This window comes from Specibacter sp. NPDC078692 (assembly GCF_040686835.1).
Lineage (GTDB): Bacteria > Actinomycetota > Actinomycetes > Actinomycetales > Micrococcaceae > Specibacter.
On record NZ_JBFBLV010000013.1, the window covers coordinates 41,677 to 60,906 of the forward strand.

Annotated in this window: 13 protein-coding genes and 1 tRNA gene; 4 read left to right on the forward strand and 10 right to left on the reverse strand. The window is 62.8% G+C overall.

Annotated elements, in window-relative coordinates:
- Positions 1–31: 31 nt before the first annotated feature.
- From AB0O97_RS10860 to AB0O97_RS10875, 4 genes are read right to left on the reverse strand one after another with little or no spacing between them, the layout of a single operon-like run.
- Entirely contained in the window at positions 32–2,056 is a 2,025-nt protein-coding gene (locus tag AB0O97_RS10860) for a biotin carboxylase N-terminal domain-containing protein (protein ID WP_363882377.1), read from the reverse strand.
- A gap of 16 nt (positions 2,057–2,072) precedes the next feature.
- Positions 2,073–3,605, reverse strand: a complete 1,533-nt coding sequence (locus AB0O97_RS10865) for a carboxyl transferase domain-containing protein (RefSeq protein WP_363882491.1) — start codon at positions 3,603–3,605, stop codon at positions 2,073–2,075.
- A gap of 59 nt (positions 3,606–3,664) precedes the next feature.
- Entirely contained in the window at positions 3,665–5,371 is a 1,707-nt protein-coding gene (locus tag AB0O97_RS10870) for an acyclic terpene utilization AtuA family protein (RefSeq protein ID WP_363882380.1), read from the reverse strand.
- Positions 5,368–6,180, reverse strand: coding sequence for a TIGR03084 family metal-binding protein (locus AB0O97_RS10875; protein ID WP_363882383.1), 813 nt, complete (start codon positions 6,178–6,180; stop codon positions 5,368–5,370). Before AB0O97_RS10875 ends, AB0O97_RS10870 begins: the two co-directional genes overlap by 4 nt.
- 112 nt (positions 6,181–6,292) lie before the next feature.
- Here AB0O97_RS10875 and AB0O97_RS10880 point away from each other — a divergent pair, with 112 nt between their 5' ends.
- Positions 6,293–6,910 (forward strand): TetR/AcrR family transcriptional regulator, encoded by a 618-nt coding sequence (locus AB0O97_RS10880; RefSeq protein WP_363882386.1) that lies wholly within the window; start codon positions 6,293–6,295, stop codon positions 6,908–6,910.
- 156 nt (positions 6,911–7,066) lie between these two features.
- Positions 7,067–8,224, forward strand: a complete 1,158-nt coding sequence (locus AB0O97_RS10885; RefSeq protein ID WP_363882389.1) for an AI-2E family transporter — start codon at positions 7,067–7,069, stop codon at positions 8,222–8,224.
- Between the two features lie 90 nt (positions 8,225–8,314).
- Here AB0O97_RS10885 and AB0O97_RS10890 read toward each other — a convergent pair whose 3' ends face one another.
- The 3 genes from AB0O97_RS10890 to AB0O97_RS10900 all read right to left on the reverse strand — a co-directional run bounded on the left by AB0O97_RS10890 (position 8,315) and on the right by AB0O97_RS10900 (position 12,086).
- Positions 8,315–9,121: an alpha/beta hydrolase gene (locus AB0O97_RS10890; protein ID WP_363882392.1), complete on the reverse strand. Its 807-nt coding sequence runs from the start codon at positions 9,119–9,121 to the stop codon at positions 8,315–8,317.
- Positions 9,122–9,320: 199 nt separating this feature from the next.
- The gene (gene cls / locus AB0O97_RS10895; RefSeq protein ID WP_363882395.1) at positions 9,321–10,775 is read right to left on the reverse strand and encodes a cardiolipin synthase; all 1,455 of its coding nucleotides are present in this window, start codon (positions 10,773–10,775) and stop codon (positions 9,321–9,323) included.
- A 183-nt stretch (positions 10,776–10,958) separates the two neighbouring features.
- Positions 10,959–12,086, reverse strand: coding sequence for a M17 family metallopeptidase (locus tag AB0O97_RS10900; RefSeq protein ID WP_363882398.1), 1,128 nt, complete (start codon positions 12,084–12,086; stop codon positions 10,959–10,961).
- On the opposite strand from AB0O97_RS10900, the gene AB0O97_RS10905 reads away from it, so the two are divergent.
- Positions 12,085–12,627: an SLC13 family permease gene (locus tag AB0O97_RS10905; RefSeq protein WP_363882401.1), complete on the forward strand. Its 543-nt coding sequence runs from the start codon at positions 12,085–12,087 to the stop codon at positions 12,625–12,627. The genes AB0O97_RS10900 and AB0O97_RS10905 overlap by 2 nt on opposite strands.
- Positions 12,628–12,973: 346 nt before the next feature.
- Here the strand turns inward: AB0O97_RS10905 and AB0O97_RS10910 are convergent.
- From AB0O97_RS10910 to AB0O97_RS10920, 3 genes are all read right to left on the reverse strand, one after another.
- Positions 12,974–13,047 (reverse strand) — tRNA-Met (locus tag AB0O97_RS10910).
- Positions 13,048–13,232: 185 nt separating this feature from the next.
- Positions 13,233–16,187, reverse strand: coding sequence for a UPF0182 family protein (locus tag AB0O97_RS10915; RefSeq protein ID WP_363882494.1), 2,955 nt, complete (start codon positions 16,185–16,187; stop codon positions 13,233–13,235).
- Positions 16,188–16,372: 185 nt separating this feature from the next.
- Positions 16,373–17,446, reverse strand: coding sequence for a S16 family serine protease (locus AB0O97_RS10920; RefSeq protein WP_363882404.1), 1,074 nt, complete (start codon positions 17,444–17,446; stop codon positions 16,373–16,375).
- A 293-nt stretch (positions 17,447–17,739) separates the two neighbouring features.
- Between AB0O97_RS10920 and AB0O97_RS10925 the strand changes: the two genes are divergently transcribed.
- Positions 17,740–19,221 carry a zinc-dependent metalloprotease gene (locus tag AB0O97_RS10925; protein ID WP_363882407.1) on the forward strand — a complete coding sequence of 494 codons (1,482 nt, stop codon included), beginning with the start codon at positions 17,740–17,742 and terminating at the stop codon, positions 19,219–19,221.
- Positions 19,222–19,230: the final 9 nt, after the last annotated feature.

A 19,230-nucleotide genomic window follows, 5' to 3' on the forward strand; every position in this document is an offset into this window, starting at 1 on the left:
TCTTCTCTCCTCTGTGAGTTCCTCTGCCATGTCAATCCCGTCTTTCACCAGCGTCAACCACCGCGAGCACCATGCCGACGTCCACGTTCTGCCCCACCGTGACCGGCAGTTCGGCCACCGTTCCATCGGTGGGCGCCCCAATGGTGTGCAACATCTTCATGGCTTCCAGGACCAGCAGCGGCTGGCCCGCGGTGACAGTGTCGCCGGCCTGCACGTGCACGCTGACCACGGCGCCGGGCATGGGCGCAGTGAGCGAGCCCTCCGCAACGGCCATGCTGGGATCCGGGAAGCGATCCACCTCGGTGAAGGTGACAGATCCGCCGTCGCCGTCCACCTCAAGCACGGTGCCTGCGACCGATGCGTAGTGAGCCACCTGCCAGGAACGCACCAGCCCGCCGACCTCCAGGCTCACCTTTTCGGCACTGAGATGGACGACGGCGGCCCCGCCAAATCCTTCCGCCTCCAGTCCCACTCGGCCCAGGACATACCGGATCCGGTGTTCCCCCGCCGGGCCGGCGAGGCTGGTGCTGGCCGGCTGCGAGCGCAGGTTCCGCCAGCCGCTGGGCAGCCCTCCCAGCACGCCACCGTCTGTGCGGGCCTGGTCCCGGCGCAGCGCGGACGCGGCCAGGGCGGCTGCGAGCGCCGCCAGCTTTTCCTCCTCCGGCCCGGCCACAGGGGCGGCCAAGGTTGCCAACCCGTGCACAGTGAGGAAGGCGGTGTCCGTCTCCCCCGCTGCGAAGGCTGGATGGCGCAGGATGTTCACCAGCAGGTCCCGGTTGGTGCGGACGCCGTGGATGCGGGCCCGGGACAGGGCCTTGGCCAGCGAGCGGGCGGCCTCGGCGCGGGTGGGCGCCCAGGCGATGAGCTTGGCCAGCATGGGGTCGTAGTGGATGGAGACGGCGGAGCCTGCCCCCACGGAGGAGTCCAGGCGTAGTCCGCGCTCGCGGACGGGCAGGGCAAAGTCCGCGGCCAGCCCGTCAACCTCGAAGCGCTGCACGGTTCCGGTCTGCGGCGCCCAGCCGGCGGCCGGATCCTCGGCGTAGAGACGCACCTCAATGGCGGCCCCTCCCACCAATCCGGCAGGTGGGGACGGCTGGGTGTCAGGAAGTTTCCCGCCCGCGGCCACTTCAAGCTGCAGGGCCACCAGGTCAAGGCCCGTGGTGCATTCGGTGACGGGGTGTTCCACCTGCAGACGCGTGTTCATCTCCAGGAAATAAAAGTGGCCCTGCTCATCGGCCAAGAACTCAACAGTTCCAGCACCCACGTAGTCAACGGCCTTCGCGGCAGCAACCGCGGCCTCGAACAATTTTTCCCGCATGCCGGGCGTGCGTTCCACCAGGGGCGAGGGTGCCTCCTCCACCACCTTTTGGTGGCGGCGCTGGATGGAGCATTCGCGCTCCCCCACGGCCCATACCGTTCCGTGCGCATCGGCCATTATCTGGACTTCTACGTGGTGGCCGGTTTCCAGATACGGCTCGCAGAACACGGTCCCGTCGCCGAAGGCGCTCGCAGCCTCCGTGCGGGCGGCCTCCAATTCGGTGAGAAGGTCGGCCACGGCGCGCACGATCCGCATGCCGCGCCCGCCGCCACCGGCCGAAGCCTTGATGAGCACGGGCAACTGAGCTTCGGTCACGGTGGCCGGGTCCAGCTCCGTCAGGACTGGCACGCCTCCCGCGGCAACCAGCAGCTTGGACTCAATCTTGGATCCCATGGAGTCGATCGCGGCAGGAGACGGCCCGATCCACACGAGCCCGGCGGCCTGCACGGCCCGGGCGAAGCTGGCGTTCTCCGAAAGGAAACCGTAGCCCGGGTGGATGGCGTCGGCCCCGGCCCGCAACGCGGCGGCAATGATCAGCTCCCCGCGCAGGTAGGTTTCGGACGCGGCCGTCCCAGGCAGGTGCACCGCGGTGTCCGCGTCAAGGACAAAGGGGGCTCCGGCGTCGGGCGTGGAAAAAACCGCAACGGTGGAGATGCCGCGCTCCCGGCAGGAGCGGAACACGCGGCGGGCGATCTCGCCGCGGTTGGCGACGAGAACGCTGGTAATCGACTGGTTCATGGTGGTCATCCTTGGCTCACATCCGGAAGACGCCGAAGCCCTCGGCGCCCTTGATTTCGGTGGTGGCGATGGCGGAAAGTGCCAGGCCCAACACGGTGCGGGTGTCGCGGGGGTCGATGATGCCGTCGTCGTACAGCTTGCCGGAGAGGAAGGTGGGCAGTGATTCGGCCTCGATCTGCGCCTCCACGGCGGCGCGCATAAGTGCGTCCGCGTCCTCGTCGAAGTCGCGCCCGGCTGAGGCCGCGGCGGCCCGGCCGACGATCGACATGACGCCGGCCAGCTGCGCGGCCCCCATGACAGAGGAGCGGGCGGAAGGCCAGGAGAACAGGAAGCGGGGGTCGAAGGCGCGCCCGCACATGCCGTAGTGGCCCGCGCCGAAGGAGGCGCCCATGAGTACGGACAGGTGCGGGACGGTGGAGTTGGCGACGGCGTTGATCATCATGGAGCCGTGTTTGATGATGCCGGCCTGCTCGTATTCCTTGCCCACCATGTAGCCGGTGGTGTTGTGCAGGAACAACAGGGGCGTGTTGGCGGAGTTGGCGAGCTGGATGAACTGGGCCGCCTTTTGCGCCTCTGCGGAGAACAGCACGCCGCGGGCGTTGGCCAGGATGCCCACGGGGTGGCCGTGGATGCGGGCCCAGCCGGTGACCAGGGAGGTCCCGTAGAGCGCCTTGAACTCGTCAAAGTCACTGCCGTCCACCACCCGGGCGATGACCTCGCGGGGGTCGAACGGGACCTTCAAGTCGCTCGGGACAATGCCGAGGAGTTCCTCGTCATCCATCAGGGGATCCTGCGCGGGCGCAGGCGCGGCACCCTTTTTAACCCAGTTGAGCCGCGCCACAATCCGCCGGCCGATCCGCAGCGCGTCCATCTCATCGAGTGCGTAATAGTCGGCGAGCCCGGAGATGCGGGCGTGCATGTCGGCGCCGCCCAGGGACTCGTCGTCGGACTCCTCCCCCGTGGCCATCTTGACCAGCGGGGGGCCTGCCAAAAATACCTTGGAGCGTTCCTTGATCATCACTATGTGATCGCTCATGCCGGGGACGTACGCGCCGCCGGCGGTGGAGTTGCCAAACACGAGCGCGATGGTGGGGATGCCTGCGGCGGAGAGTCGGGTGAGGTCGCGAAACAGTTTGCCGCCGGGGATGAAGATTTCGCTCTGCGTGGGCAGGTCGGCGCCGCCGGATTCCACCAATGAGATGACGGGCAGCCGGTTTTCCCGGGCGATGTCCAGGGCGCGGAAGATCTTCTTGGTGCTGTACGGGTTGGACGTGCCGCCCTTGACAGTGGGTTCGTGCGCGATGATCATGCACTCCACGCCCTCCACCACGCCAATGCCGCTGACAACGCTGGCGCCCACATGGAACTTGGTGCCCCAGGCGGCCAATGCAGACAGTTCCAGAAACGGCGCGTCCCGATCCAGGAGCATCTCCACCCGCTCCCGAGCCAACATTTTTCCGCGCTTGCGGTGCCTTTCGACCGCGTTGTCGCCGCCCGATGCCAGGACCTTGGCGTATTCGCCGTCCAGCTCGGCCAGCTTCGCCTCCATGGCCACCTTGTTGGCGTTGAAGTCCGCGCTGCGCGGATCAACGGTGGTACGCAAAGCTGTCACAGAAATTCCTCCGGAATCGGTAGGTGGCGGGCACGAAGCCATTCGCCCAGGGCCTTGGCCTGCGCGTCAAAGCGGGCGTTCGACGCCACACCTTCGCCCAGCAGGCCGCGGATGACAAAGTTCACGGCGTGCAGTTTCGGCAGCACGTGCCGCTCAATCTCCAACGTTCTTGTTTCGGGAAGCAGCTCCCTGAGGGCGTCCACCGTCAGGGTGTGCACGAGCCAGGGCCAGGCGTCGTTGCGCTCAACCCACACACCCACATTTGCGTCGCCGCCCTTGTCACCGCTGCGTGCCGCCGCGACCCGCCCAAGCGGGGCACGCGCCGTCGTGCTTGTCATGGGAAATAGCGGAAGGATTGGTTCCTCCACAGGGGAAAGTGCGACGGCGGCTGGCACAGTTCCGCTGTTTGGCGAGACTTCTGTGGTGGTTCCGTCGGGCAACGTGACGAGGTGCGGGACCGCTGTGGCTCGGACCCAGCCTGGTGTGTAGACGCCGTAGGGTGCGGCGTCGCCGGGCGGGGCGGTGAGGTGGAAGCCCGGGTAGCTGGCCAGGCCGATCTGGACGGCGGCGTTGGAGAAGGCGCGGCCCACGATTTTCGGGTCCTGGCCGCGGGCCACGCAGTGCAGCATGGCGCTGGCTTCCTCTTCCGTGGCGGCGTCGTCGCTGTCGGTGCGGGCCAGGGTCCAGGTGGTGCCCTCCGGGACTGTGCGCCCGATCTGGCGTTGGATCAGCGCCGCTTTCTTCTCGATGTCCAGGCCGGTCAGGACGAAAGTGACCTCGTTGCGGAAGCCGCCAAGTGCGTTAATGGAGACCTTCAGCGTGTCCGGCGGTGCCTCCCCGCGCATGCCTGAGAGGCGAACCCGGTCAGGGCCGTCGTCGTCGAGCGCGATGGAGTCCAGGCGCAGGATGGCGTCGGGTCCGGCATAGCGGGCGCCGGTGATTTCGTAGACGAGCTGAGCCGTGACCGTGCCCTTGGTGACGGCACCGCCGGTGCCCGGGTGCTTCGTGATCACGCTGGAGCCGTCCGCCGCGATTTCTGCGATGGGGAACCCGGGTCGGTGCATGTCCTTGATCGAGTCGAAAAAGGCGTAGTTGCCGCCGGTGGCCTGGGTGCCGCATTCGATGATGTGTCCGGCGGCCATGGCTCCGGCGATTTCGTCGTAGTCCGTGGTTTTCCAGTTAAAGTGGTGCGCGGCGGCGCCCACCACGAGCGAGGCGTCCGTGACACGGCCCGTGACGACGATGTCGGCGCCTTGTTTCAGCGCGGCGGCGATGCCCCAGCCGCCCAGGTAGGCGTTGGCGGACAGTGGCTTGCCGGCGCTTGTGGTGAGGCCCAGTTCTTCAACGCGGTCGATCAGGTCATCCCCGTGGACGTGGGCAATCTTCGCCTCCACTCCCAGGGTCGCAGCAAGCTCCTGCAACTTGGCGGCGAGCCCGGCCGGGTTGAGGCCGCCGGCGTTGACCACAATCTTCACACCCTTGTCCATGGCGAGGGCCAGGCTCTGTCGCATCTCGGTGAGGAAGGTCTTGGCGTAGCCGGCGTTCGGGTCCTTGGCGCGGTCCCGGGCCAGAATGAGCATGGTCAGTTCGGCCAGGTAGTCGCCCGTGATGACATCGACGGGGCCACCCTCCAACATCTCCTGGAACGCGCCGGCCCGGTCGCCGTAGAAACCGGAGGCGTTGGCAACGCGGAGAACGCTCATGCTTGGGCCTCCGGCGAGACGGCGGCCCGCCGCCCTTCCCCGGGGGGCCCGGCGAACGCCTGCACAATGTCCAGCCACTTCTCCGCGTTTTCTCCCACAGCGGTGAGGGCGAGGTCGTCGCGGTGCCTTCGCTGGGTGGCCAGCAGGCAAAAGTCTTCCGCTGTTCCGGAGACGCATTCGACGGCGTCCTCCGGGCCCCAAGCCCATATCTCGCCCGCGGGTCCGGACAGTTCGACTCGGAATTCCGCGTCAGGGGGCGATAATTTGTGCAAGGTGAAGGCAAAGTTTCGGGTGCGCACGGCTAGGTGGGCAATGTGCCGCAACCGCCCGCTGGGCTCGCGGGTTGCCCCGAGTGCGTCGGCAATATCCTGTCCGTGCGCCCACGTCTCCATGATCCGCGCCGTAGCCATGGACGCGGGGCTCATGGGCGGGCCAAACCAAGGCAACTTGGCACCCGGGGCGACCTCGCGCAGGGAAGCTGCCATCCGGCGTCGTCCATCCCTCCACAGCTCCAACAGTTCAGCCGGCGGCAGGGTGGCCAGCTCGGCGGCGCCGGAATCGATCGTGACGGTGCCGGCCTGGAGCCCGGCGCTCAGTGCGGCGAAGGCGGCGGCGTCACCGTTGGCGGCGGCCGCTGCATCAATCACGACGGCGTCCGTCCAAGCCAGATGGCCGATCTGGTGGGCGATGGACCAACCCGGCGCCGGCGTTTCCCGCGCCCAGTCCCCGGCGGGCAGCTCGGCCACCAGCCGGTCAAGTACCCGCGCCTCCGCCTCGTAATCGGCCAGCACGTCCGCCACATCAACCACAGTCCAACTCCTTCGTCGTCCCTACGCTGCTCACTCGTACTGCAAGTATGTGACTTGACTCATAATAAAGCAAGCATGCTTGATTGTTTCTATTTTGTGCTACCGTCCTCGTGTGAGCAGAACAGTCATGGCACCCCAGCAGGACCGCAGCCGCGCCACGCGGGAACGGCTGCTGGAGAGCGCGCTCACTCTGCTGGCCGAGGTGGGCTGGACCAATACCACCGTCGCCACGGTGGCCGCCCACGCAGGGGTCTCGCGCGGCGCCACACAGCACCACTTCCCCACCAGGGACGACCTCTTCACGGCGGCCATTGAGCACATGACCGTGGCGCGCGTGGACGAGCTCAAGGCCACCCTCGCGGCACATTCCGACGGCCCGGTCCCGGTGCGCGATGTCCTGGAATCGATCGTGGGCCTGTACACCGGCCCCCTGTTCAAGGCTGCGCTGCAGGTGTGGACGGCGGCCGCCGTGGACCCCGTTGTGCGCGAGCATGTCATCCCACTGGAACAAACGGTGGCTCGCGAGGCCTTCAAGCTGACGTCAACACTGCTGAACATCGACCGGGAGAACCCGCGGCTGCGTGCCATCGTGGCCGCCACCCTGGACCTGGGGCGCGGGCTTGGCCTGGCCAACATTTTGACGGACGACGCCGACCGCCGCACCTGGGTGCTCGACGCCTGGTGCGTTGAGCTCGAAGCGATCATCGCCGCCGAATCCCCCTCCCCTTGAACGCTCCCTCAGCTTCCGGGGTATTTTTCCGAACGCTCCCGCAGCAAACGGGCACTTTTCACAAACGCTCCTGCACTTCCGCTTTAACTGACGCCCGATAGGATCATTCCAATGCCATTGGGGCATCGGAAACGGCAGAACTGAAACGGACACCACATGGGCACAACGGGCGGCACAAAAGCTTCAGGGACTGAGACTTCAGGGACTGGTTCCTCCGGGACTAGGGTCCTGATCAGCCTGGCCGCCGCGGTCATCGTCCTTTGGGGGCTGGGCAGGATTTCCTCCATTGTGGGACCGGTCTTTTTGGCACTGATCCTGACGATTTGCGTCTATCCACTCAAACAGCGCCTCATGGCCCGCGGCGTCCCGCCCGTGTTGGCGGGCTTTACCACCATCTTGTCTGTCTACGCCATGATCGGGGCCCTAATCGCCTCTTTATGGGTGTCCGCAGTCCAGCTGACCAAGCTGCTGCCGCAATTCGCCCCCCAAATTTCCGAGCTCCGTGACGACCTCCGGATGTTCCTGCACGACACCCTGGGCATTGGCGACGACCAGGTCCGCGCCATTGTTGATTCCATTGATTTGCGGGTTCTGTTCGACACCGCCTACAACCTGCTCGGCAGCGCCATGAACGTCGGCTCCGGCACCGTCTTCCTGCTGTTGCTGATCATGTTCATGAGCATTGACGCCACCTACTTCCCCACGATCCTTGCCGTCGTGAAGGAAAAGCGCGCACCCGTCGTTGATGCGCTGTCCAACTTTGCGAAGCTGTCCCGTTCCTTCATGGTCATGACCACCATCTTCGGCGCCATCGTCGCGGTGCTCAACCTAATCCTGCTGCTGGCCTTGGGGGTGCCGGGCGCCGGGCTCTGGGCGCTGCTCGCCTTCGTCTGCGGATTCATCCCCTTTATCGGCTTCTGGATCTCCCTGGTGCCGGCAGCGATCATGGCCCTGCTTGCCGGCGGACTGCCGTCCTTCATCGCCGTCGTGGCTTTCTACGGCGTCATCAACTCCCTGATCCAGTCGATCATCCAGCCCAAGTTCGTCTCCGGGACGGTGAACCTGAACATGACGTTGACGTTCCTGTCGGTCATCTTCTGGTCCGCCCTGCTGGGCCCGCTCGGAGCTCTCATGGCGGTTCCGCTCTCACTGTTTGCCCGGGCGATCCTGGTCGATTCGCATCCGCAGTCGGTCTGGCTGAAACCCTTCATTGGCGATATCAACGAGTCCAAGGCGACGCTGGCTGCCCGAAGGGCGGAAGCCAAAGCGGCCAAGGCGGGGAATGCGGCAGCAGGCAAGGGCACCAAGGCCTGACCCCGTCCCGGTTTCACGAGCAACAAGGCACCAGGCACGATGGCGGGACGTCACCGCGGGCGCGCGGCAGTCAGGTCCCCCGCTGGGGAGTCAGCTCCCGCCGCTTGCCATGGAAAACTCGACAAGGTCGCTGGCCAGCGCGGCCGGCACGTCCCAGGCTACGAGGTGCCCGGCCGCTGGGTACTCGCGCTGCCGGGCACCGGGGATCGACTCGGCGAGCACCCGCGGCTCCGCTGCATCGAGCAGTTCGTCGTCAGCACCCCACGCGACGAGGGTCGGTGCGTAGATGCGGTTCGGCGGCGGCGCGCCTGCCTCCGTCAGCCCGGCCAGCGTCTGCTGCCAGGCCCGGGCCGGCATCCGGAGGGCATCGTTGATCACGGCGTCCTGCACGGCGGGATCAACGTCCGCGTAGTGGGCGAATCCCGCGGCAAAGGCGCGCACCGTCGCAGGATCCACCGGGTCCTGCATGGACTCCACCAGTGCGGAAAACGGGGCACGGCGACCATGCAGGCTCAGCGGGGATCCGACGAGTACCAGTGCCTGAACCCGGTCTGGATGGTCCACAGCAAACTGCCTGGCCACGTACCCGCCGCTGGAGTGGCCGACGACGATTGCCTTGGTGATGTGGACAGCGTCGAGGAAGCGGGCGAGGTCGTCGGCATTGTCCGCGACGGTGTAGCCGGTGGCGGGCGCGTCGGAGGTACCGTGACCACGTGGGCTCAAGGCGAAAACGCGCAGCGAGTCAGGAAGGTAGGGAAAAATCGGGAGCCAAAACCGCCATGAATCACCGTATCCGGGAACGAGCAGGACAGGCACCCGGCCGTCGGGGTGCAGCCCTCCCCACGACAACCGCAACCCCGGCATGACCGTCGCAGAGTTTTCGCGTGTGTCCACCATTGCAGCGCCTTCCCGTGGGCGTCTATTCTACATCTCGGAGCCGCCAAACACGCTGGCATGAGGGCGCCGCTGGCGGGCGCCCTGAAACCAAAGCACCCCCTTATCTGAGCGAGCGTCCTTCGAAATAGCCCCGTATCTGCAGGAGCGTCCGTAAAAATAGCCCCGTAAGTGAAGGAGCGTTTGGGGTGGGGAGGGGAGGCTACTGGAGGTTGGAGGTGAGTCTGGCTGCGCTGTCCCAGAATTTCTCCCACGCCGGGCGCTTGACCCAGTCGGTAAGTTCCAGCTCGCGACTGTTGGCCCGGTAGCCGTCCTCGATCAGTCGCAGTTGCTGCACAAAGTACTCGCTGTGGATCAGCACCGAGATCTCCATGTTCAGCGAGAATGAGCGCACGTCCATATTGGAGGACCCAATCACAGCCACGTCCGAGTCAATGCTGAAGTGCTTGGAGTGCAGGACCTCCGGCGCCTTGTAAAGGTAGATCTTCACACCGGCCCGCAGCAGCGCCTCATAATAGGAACGCTGGGCGTGGTAGACCATGGCCTGATCCCCAATCTCGGAGACAAACAGCTCCACCGAAAGCCCGCGACCTGCAGCGGTGATGATGGCCATCAAAACCGAATCTTCCGGCACAAAGTAGGGGCTTGTGATGCTGACCCGCTCCGTGGCCTGGTGGATCATGGCCACAAAAAGTTTCAGATTGTTGTCATTTTCAAAGCTTGGACCACTGGGAACCACCTGCGCATCCACCAGGTGCTGGGCCGGATCCACCACCACCGGTGAGGTATCCAGTTCCAGCAGTACGTCGGTTTCGCTGAACCAGTCGGTGACGAATACGGCGTCGAGCTCCCTGACGGCCGGCCCGTGAATACGCATCATCAGCTCGTGCCAGCGCAGCCCGCGCGCAATGTTTTTCTTCTTGTTGTAACTCTCGTGCACCAGGTTTTGTGAGCCGGTGAATCCCACGGCCCCGTCAATCACCACCAATTTTCGGTGATTGCGCAGATCAATCCGCTGCCAGTGCCCCTTCCACGGCCGCAACGGCAACATGGCATGGTATTCGGCGCCCATGTCCGCCAGCTTGGCCAGCGTCTCCTTCCGCCCCGGGTTCATGAGCGAGGCCAGATGATCACTGAGCACCCGCACGCTCACTCCCCTAGCCACCGCCCGGGCCAGCGCATCGAAGAAGACCTTGGTGACGTCGTCGTGCACCAAAATGTAAAACTCCACGTGAACGTACCTCTGGGCCCGATCAATTTCTGCCGCCATCGCTGCAATGGAGCCGTGGTAATCCGGGAGAAGTTCGACGCCGTTGCCTCCCACCATGGGCAGCGCACCGAGCGCGCTGTTGAGGGTTACGAGCCCGGGCAGGCCTTGGGGCCAGTCGTCCCGGTGGCTGAGCTGATCAAAGCCTTCGGTGCGTTCCAAGATGAGCTCGTTGACATACTTTTGTTTGTCACGGCGGGCTTTGGGCAAGCGCGAAAAGCCCACCAGCATGAATGCTACAAACCCTATATAAGGGATGAAGATGATGGTCAGCATCCAGGCGATGGCCGTGGCAGGGCGGCGCCGGGCAGAAATATAGGCCACGGAGATGGCGCCGAGAATGATGTGGCCGGCGAGCAACAGCCAAGGGAGCACTTCCGGATGGATCATCGTGGTGGGGTTCCGCTCTCTAGCCGATGAAAAGGCACAGGCGGTGGAGGGCTCGTTGGGAGTCCTCCACCGCCTGTAACTGATCTTACCTAGCAGACCCTCTATGAGCGTCTAGGGCTTGGCGTAGTTGACAATGAATTCGCTCAACAGGCGTGTGCCGAACCCGGTGGCACCGATGGGACGTCAGGAGTCGTTGGAATCGCTCTTCATGGTCCCGGAAATGTCCAGATGCGCCCAGGGTGTGCCCTTGACGAACTCGGACAGGAAGAGCGCGGCCGTGATGGCGCCGGCGGTGGGCCCGCCCATGTTGGAAATATCGGCAATGTCCGAGTCCAGCTGCTTGCGGTAACGAGTTTCCAAGGGGAGTTGCCAGATGGATTCGCCCGATGCGGCACCGGCCGTCTTGATCTGCTCCACGAGTGGCTGATCGTTGCCGATCACGGCACCGACGAGGGTGCCCAGAGCGGCCATGGCGGCACCGGTCAGCGTGGCGGCGTCCACAATAGCGTCAGGAGATTCCTCCATGGCCAGGCTGAGCGCATCCATCATGACCAAACATCCCTCGGCGTCGGTGTTCTTTACCTCAACGGTGGTGCCGTTGCGAGCCGTGAGCACATCGCCGAGCTTGGTGGCTGTCCCGGATGGCATGTTGTCGGTGCAGACCAACCACGCGCTGACCGCTGCTGTGACGCCAAGATCCCGCAAGCCGGTCATGGCAGCCATAATCGCTGCGGAGCCGGCTATATCCATCTTCATGGCCAAATGCATGGGGTCCGGGGGCTTAAGACTGATACCGCCGGAGTCGTACATGATGCCCTTGCCCACCAGCGCGAGATGAGCCGTAGGTTCACCCTCAGGAACGTAGCGCAGGATGATCAGCCGCGGCTCCTCGAAGCTGCCAGCATTGACGCCCAGTAGGCCGCCACAACCCATGTCAATGAGCTCAGCCAAACCAAACGTTTCCACGCTGAGCCCGAAGGATGGGCCCTGCTCAGCAGTGAAATCCGCATACTCGGCAGCCATCAAATGGCCAGGAGGGTTGTTCGCGAGGTCGCGGGCCAGCGCTGCCGAACGGGCCAGCACCTTGCCACGGTCAGCGCCAGCCTCGGCGCTTTCGGCTCCAGCGCCTTCGGTTCCGGCACTTTCGCCTGCCCCAACGCCTGCCCCAACAATTTCCAGCCGCGCCACCGCAACCGTCGTGGGATCACTCTTCAACGCGTTGAAACGGTACCGGGCCATCCGGCGCCAGACCGTGCCGCTCGGCCCAGGAGCCATCCCGGCACTCGCCATCCTGGCCGCAATGGTGGTCATGATGACCACCAACATCGCTCCGGCCGCTGTGGCGGCTCTCCTAGCAGCCATGGCCATGGTCCTGACCCGGGTTGTCACCATTGGCCAAGCGCACCGATCGATGGCTTGGCAAACTTTGATCCTGGTAGCAGGGATGATCCCGCTCTCGGCGGCCATCACCAAGACCGGCACCGCGAAGTTGCTGGCCGATGGCATCGTCACCCTCACCGGTGGCGGCAGCCCCTATCTGCTGCTCATTGGCATCTTCATTGTCACTGCCGTATTGGGACAACTGATCAGCAACACGGCAACTGCCCTGATCATCATCCCCATTGCACTGTCCGTTGCCACCGAGGCTGAGCTCTCGCCCTTCACTGTGTTGATGTGCGTGAGCGTGGCGTCGGCCGCTGCACTCCTGCCCCCCATTGCCACTCCCGCGAACATGATGATCATGCGCCCCGCGGGCTACAAGTTTGGCGATTACTGGAAGTTCGGCGTGGTCATCCTGGCCCTCTATCTGGCTGTGGCAGTGTTCCTTGTTCCGGTCTTTTGGCCGTGCTAGCGATCCCCACCCATTCCAAACTCCCGCCGATTCCAATCTCCCGCCGATTCCAAACTCTCCCCTCCCATTCCAAACTGCAGCTGATGCGGTAATTCCGCTATATTCTCCGCATCAGCCGCAGTTCCGACTGACATGCTTGGGACCTATTGTGAATGGGGTCGCGGAGAGCTTGGCCGTGCTCGAGACCCCAGATATGGCCCCATAAATCGCACATTCGGGGCCTTATGTGTCGACTCGAAGAGCCCGATCGCGTCATCTCGGGTTCGAAAAACCCGGAAACCCGACCGCTTCGACCTGAGGACACAGAAAACCCCCGGCCTGTGTGGCCGGGGGTTTTCTTGTGGAGTTGCGGGGACAGGATTTGAACCTGTGACCTCCGGGTTATGAGCCCGGCGAGCTACCGAACTGCTCCACCCCGCGATGTGTTTATTACTTTACCGGCCATTCACCAGCAGGCCAAACTGAGAGCACGTGACGTTCATCTCCTGCACTCATTAGCGTCTACCCGATGTTCAAGAAGGTACGAATAAGGCCCGGTTGCCGTGAGGTGACCGGGCCTTATCAGGTACCGCTGATGGTGCTCTATCTAGCTAACGACGCCGGAACTAGGGTGCCGCACTCGGGCTAGGTGTCGCTGTGGGTGCCGGGGTAGACGGGGTTGCCACCGCGCCCTCAGCAGCGATGGCGGCGGCGATGGCCGTTTCCAGCTTCTTCTGGGCCGTACCGTAGGCGGTGAAATCACCCTTGGCGAGAGCTGCTTGGCCTTCAGTAATGGCCGCGCTGGCTTCCTGAAGCGCCGTGGCCAGTGCCGGATTGGTACTGGTTTCGGATGGCGTCGTGCCCCCGGTACCGGGTCCGGCAGCGTCCGGGACCTTCTCGACGTTGGCATCACCGGCGGCGGCACCAGAGTCACCGCCGAAGAGGTCATCCAGAGCCTCATCCAAGGTGGCTGCGAAGCCAATCTTGTTACCGAAAGCCACCAACACACGCTGCAATGTCGGGAAGGACGTTGCGCCCTTCGACTGCAGGTAGACGGGCTGGACATACAACAGACCGCCACCCATGGGCAGTGTGAGCAGGTTTCCGTTCTTCAACTCGGACTGGCCGAGTGTCAGAATGTTCAACTGGTCAGAGACCCGAGGATCGGTCCGGAAGGTGTTTTGCACCTGTCCGGGACCAGGGACTTGGGTTTCCACCGGCAACTCAAGCAACTGCAGCTTCCCGTAGTCAGGGCTCTTGACACCCTTGACGTTTCCAGCATCGCCATTGGCTGCCATGAATCCGTACAGCACGTTGCGGGAATCAGTTCCGGCTACTTCCTGTGGAATGAAGTTGGTGGTCAACGAGAAGGCTGTCTTCTCGGCGCCTGGCATCTTCAAGGACAGGTAGTAGGGCGGCTGCTTGTCTGTCGCCGTGGTTGTGGGGTCATCCGGAACGGACCATGCTTCGGTGTTCTGGAAGAACTTGTCTGGATCAGTCACGTGGTACTGGCCCAACAGCTCACGCTGGACCTTGAAGATATCTTCCGGGTAGCGCACATGCGACATGACATCCGCTGACATTTCCGTGTACGGCTTGATGGTACTCGGGAAGATCTTCTGCCAAGACTTCAGGATGGGGTCCTCGGTGTCCCACGCAAATAGATCAACAGATCCGTCGTAAGCATCCACTGTGGCCTTGACCGAGTTGCGGATGTAGTTCACGGAAGCATTGGGCAGCGTAGCCATACCATTGGTGGCCGTCAGAGAATCCGTGGTGGCTTCTTGCAACTGCTGCTGCTGCGAGTAGGGGTAGTAGGAGCTGGTGGTGTAACCATCAACAATCCACTTGACCTTGCCATCAACAATGGCCGGGTAAGGGTTGCCATCGATCGTGAGGTAAGGAGCTACCTTGGCAACGCGCTCTTCGGGCGTCCGGTCGTAGAGGATCTGCGACTCGCTGTTGACACCGTTAGTCAGCAACAGGTCAGTTGACTGGAACTTCAGCGCGTACATGGCACGGTTAAACCAGTTGCCCACATTGGGCCCACCGTTGCCGGTGAAGGTTGTCAGAGACTCCGAGCCAGAAGCCTCATCAGCCGTCGCGTCGGCAGCTCCAGCGGTGGTGCCCTGCGGGCGATCCAACTCGATGGGAGCGGTTCCCTCTTCAGCACCCACCAGAGAGTATTCGGTCATGGACTGGCCGAAATAAATGCGCGGCTGGTAGCTAGTGTCTGTCCCCAGCACACCCGTGGAAGGTACACCGGACTGCATGAATTTGGGCTTGCCATCAGCTGTCACGGTGTTGCCATAGGCAGCCACCATGCCATAACCGTGGGTGTACACCAGGTGTTGGTTGTACCAGTTCTGCTGAGCTGGGTTCAATCCGTTGGGATTCAACTCACGCACAGCAATCACGGCGTCGCGAACCTCGCCGTCAATGGTGTATCGGTCAACGTTCAACGTCTTAGGAAACTCGTAGTACGGACGGTACTGCTCCAGCTCGCGGAAGGTTGCCGAGAGTAGGTTGGGGTCCAACAAACGAATGTTGGCTGCAGTGTCGGCGTCCTGACGCAGGGCGCCAGCTTCCGCCGTCGTCGTTGCTTTGTAAGGAGTGACTTCAATGTCAGAGAGGCCGTACGCCTCACGTGTCATCTCAATGTTGCGCTGAATGAACTCAGCTTCCATGTTTCCCTGTGAGGGCTTGACCTGCCACGCCTGGATGGCCATGGGGTACAGGCCGCCAGCAACAATTGCGGTGACTACCAGCATGCCAGCACCGATCAGGGGCAGCTTCCACTTGCCAATAAATGCTGCAACGATGAACAGAATTGCCACGATGATGGCTGCCGCAGCCAAAATAGCTTTGGTGGGAATCACGGCATTGACGTCGGTGAACATGGCACCAGCGCGGAATCCGCCGTTGTCTTGCAGCGTGGCGTAGCGGCCGAGCCAGAAGTTGCCGGCCAGCAGCAGCAAGAAGACGCCCGCGAGAATAGCGATGTGAATCTGCGCGCCGCGTGTGGTGAAGATGCCGCGCTCGGTCAAGCGGATGGCGCCGTACAGGTAATGGGTCAGCATTCCGGCGATGAACGCTATTACCGTGGCGCTGATGAGCATGCCCACCAAGAAACCTAGGAACGGCAGGGTGTTGGTGTAGAAGCTGATATCCAGCCCGAATTCGGGGTCAGTTGAGCCGAAAGGAACGCGGTAGAGGAATAACATGACCTTTTCCCACTGGGCCATGGCTGCTGTACCGGCAAATAGACCGAAAACAATCGGCACACCAATCATCACCACGCGGCGAATCGGCTCCAGCTGCATCTGATAGCGGTTGAGGTTATCCTCGTGTGCGCTATCGGGGGCGTAGATGGGGCGCGCCTTGTAAGCGGCCCGGATGGAGAAAAACACCCCCGCAGCCATGATGAGGAAGCCAGCGATGAATATCAGGATCTTCGCAATGCGTTCGGTCCAGAAAACTTCAGAAAAACCTATCTGGTTGAACCACAGCAGATCGGTGTAAATCCCTGAAAAGATCAGCACTGCGACCACAAGCACCGCCACCACAATGATGGTGGGCATCAATGCGCTACGTCGCTTGGGCCGGATGGTGTTGCTCGGCGGCGGGGCTGGGCGGGATGTCACTCTCTACCTCTTACTCAACTGTTGGACAAGAAAAATTCTGGGTACTTCCATAAGGGTGCCACGAACGGGTCGCGGGCCAAGTTCCGTATGATGCGCAATCGTTACGCATCGGGGCTCAAATGTTATTTGCATGTGGGCAGCCCTGAGCCGTCTTTGCCGGAGCCAATCAGGGCCACGGCGTCGTGGGCTTCTGTGAGCGTACTCACCTTGATGACCTGAAGGCCATCGGGAATGTTCCCCACTACATCGCCGCAGTTTGCGGCGGGAGCCAGAAAATAATCAGCACCGGTGCTGCGAGCGCCCACCAGTTTCTGGGCAATACCCCCAATGGCTCCAACTTTGCCCTCTGGATCGATGGTTCCCGTGCCGGCAAACTTTTTCCCGCCAGTGAGATCTCCCGGTGTCAGGCTGTCCATGATGCCTAGAGCAAAGATCATGCCCGCACTGGGCCCACCAATGTTGCTCAATGTGATCTCGACATCGAAGGGGAACTTAAACACATTCTGGATCTGAACACCCAGCAAATATTTGCCTTCGTCACCCAGCTTCGGTGTGAGACTCAGTTTCTGTTCGGCATCGTTTCTGCGGATCTCAAGCTCCACGGGCGCGCCCTTGCCATCAGTCAACGCGGTCTGGATGACGCCCAGATCCGTGATCTTCTTACCGTCAATGGTGAGGAGAACGTCGTCGGGCTTCAAGATGCCTGACGCGGCGCCGTCGGCAGGGACCATGGCCACCGCTAGGTTGCTCTCAAAGTCAATGCCCATGGCGGTCATGGCCGCGGCTGTGGCATTTTCCTGTGAACCGGTCATGGCCGCAGAGTTCTCACTGTTAATGGCATCCTGGCTGGTCCCAGGTGCGTACATGAGTTCGGCCGGGTAGACAGTGTGGGAGGGCGTCAACCACGAGGTCAGTACGTTGAAAAAATTGACCTGACTCTCCGGCAAGCCGCCTGTGAGATGAACCGTGGTCAGATCAAGGCTGCCGGACGTTGGCGGAAAGCTTTCGTGGCCGGTAACAGCGATGATGGGCTCGCCGTTGAGCTCGCCAATAGTGTTGATCGCCGGCCCCGGGGATTCAATGACATACGGCACCGGCAACGTCACCGCGGCCACACCCAAAACTACCGCCAGTACGCCGGAGACCGCCATGAGGGAGATTCTTTTGTCGCGAAAAGTGCGTGGCGTCGCTGCCATTTCGGGTGTCTCCTGGCTCAAAGCAGTGACCTTTCCACATTCTATCGAGTCCGGCAGACATCCGCGGACTAAAACTCTAAAACAAAACGGGGTACCAACCCTCAAGCCTACTGTGTCTGGATGTGCTGTGCTTGTGCACCGGCTGGGAGCATCCAATGAATGCGACAGTGCCACGCGTCCCAAGGTCTGACACCCTTTGCCTAGAGCGAACAGTGGGCCGCTGCAGGGCGACAACGCTGCGCGGCGGCGGTAACGTGAAGATATTCAGCGTCCACGCCAACGAACGGGCCATCATGTCTTCCACACCAGCCAACAACGACGACGAAACCCCGAAGGATCCGCTTCAGGAAATGCTCGCCAACCTTATGGGCGGACAGGGCATGGAGGGTTTTGACCCGGCAGAACTGGCCAAGGCTGCGGGTTTGCCGTCAGATCCGAATGCGCTCGCGCAAATGTTCTCTCAGGTGCAGGCCATGATGAGCGGCTCCTCAGATACACCTGTCAATTGGGAGCTGGCCCACGATGCTGCCCGCAAGGCTGCCGCAGGCGATGACCCGTCAGTGACGCCAGCTCAGCAGCGAGAAGTTGATGATGCCCTTCGTCTGGCGGAAATGTGGCTGGATCCGTTCACGGACCTTGCCGCCACCGCTATCGTGGGCCACGCCTGGTCCCGCGCCGAATGGGTAGAGGAAACTCTGGGAACGTGGAAGCGTCTGACCGAGCCGGTGGCTAACAGTATTGCCTTCGCCATTTCCACGGCCATGAACGAACAACTGCCCGAAGAGATGAAGTCCATGATGGGCGGCGCAGCCTCGATGATGCAGAACATGGGCGGCGCCCTGTTCGGCATGCAGCTTGGTGCTGCCGTGGGTGCACTAGCCAAGGAAGTTGTCGGCTCCACCGACATCGGTATCCCGCTGGCCGACCTTCAGATGGCTCTCCTCCCGGCCAACGTCAAGGCCTTCGGTGAAGGCTTGGAAGTTCCCGAACAAGAAGTCCTGCTGTACTTGGCCCTGCGAGAAGCTGCTCACGCAAGGCTCTTCGTGCAGGTTCCGTGGCTACGCGGCCATCTGCTGGGCGCCATCGAATCCTACGCACGCGGCATCCATATTGACATGTCTCGTATTGAAGATTTGGCCCAGAATTTGGACCCCTCCAACCCCGAGGCCATGCAGGCAGCCCTGTCCGAGGGTGTCTTCATGCCGGCCCGCACACCGGAGCAGGACGCCGCATTGGCAAAGTTGGAAACAGCCCTCGCCCTCGTGGAAGGCTGGGTTGACGAGCTCAGTTTCGAGGCAGCAGCGAATCTGCCTGCGGCTGCGGCCATCCGTGAAACGATCCGCCGGCGCCGTGCCACGGGCGGTCCCGCCGAGCATGCTTTCGGCTCTCTAGTGGGACTGGAGTTGCGTCCACGCAGGCTCCGCGAAGCTGCCGCCTTGTGGGCTTCATTGAAGGATCAACGCGGCATTGCCGGTCGTGACGCGATCTGGGCCCACCCGGATCTGCTGCCCACCTCCGCCGACTTGGACGATGCGGCTGGTTTCAGTGCCCGTCGCAGCGCTGAAGACGCTTCTGAATCAGACGTTGATGCGGCATTGGCCAAGCTCTTGGACGGCGGCTTTGACGACTTCCAGACCGAGGATGCAGCGGAGACCCCAGCCGAGCAATCCGGGGGCGAGGAATCCGGGGACAGTGCCGGCGAGACAGATTCGGGCACAGACTCAGAGACCGACCCGGATTCGGGCACGGATTCAGGGACCGGAGACAAGAGCTAAGGAGCTCAC

Coding starts and splice junctions, on each gene's coding strand:
- AB0O97_RS10860 (WP_363882377.1), bottom strand. CDS start 2,056: ATGAACCAGTCGATTACCAGCGTTCTCGTCGCCAACCGCGGCGAGATC.
- AB0O97_RS10865 (WP_363882491.1), bottom strand. CDS start 3,605: ATGGAGGCGAAGCTGGCCGAGCTGGACGGCGAATACGCCAAGGTCCTG.
- AB0O97_RS10870 (WP_363882380.1), bottom strand. CDS start 5,371: ATGAGCGTTCTCCGCGTTGCCAACGCCTCCGGTTTCTACGGCGACCGG.
- AB0O97_RS10885 (WP_363882389.1), top strand. CDS start 7,067: ATGGGCACAACGGGCGGCACAAAAGCTTCAGGGACTGAGACTTCAGGG.
- AB0O97_RS10890 (WP_363882392.1), bottom strand. CDS start 9,121: ATGGTGGACACACGCGAAAACTCTGCGACGGTCATGCCGGGGTTGCGG.
- cls (WP_363882395.1), bottom strand. CDS start 10,775: ATGATCCATCCGGAAGTGCTCCCTTGGCTGTTGCTCGCCGGCCACATC.
- AB0O97_RS10905 (WP_363882401.1), top strand. CDS start 12,085: ATGATGACCACCAACATCGCTCCGGCCGCTGTGGCGGCTCTCCTAGCA.
- AB0O97_RS10900 (WP_363882398.1), bottom strand. CDS start 12,086: ATGACCACCATTGCGGCCAGGATGGCGAGTGCCGGGATGGCTCCTGGG.
- AB0O97_RS10915 (WP_363882494.1), bottom strand. CDS start 16,187: ATGCCCACCATCATTGTGGTGGCGGTGCTTGTGGTCGCAGTGCTGATC.
- AB0O97_RS10920 (WP_363882404.1), bottom strand. CDS start 17,446: ATGGCAGCGACGCCACGCACTTTTCGCGACAAAAGAATCTCCCTCATG.
- AB0O97_RS10925 (WP_363882407.1), top strand. CDS start 17,740: ATGTCTTCCACACCAGCCAACAACGACGACGAAACCCCGAAGGATCCG.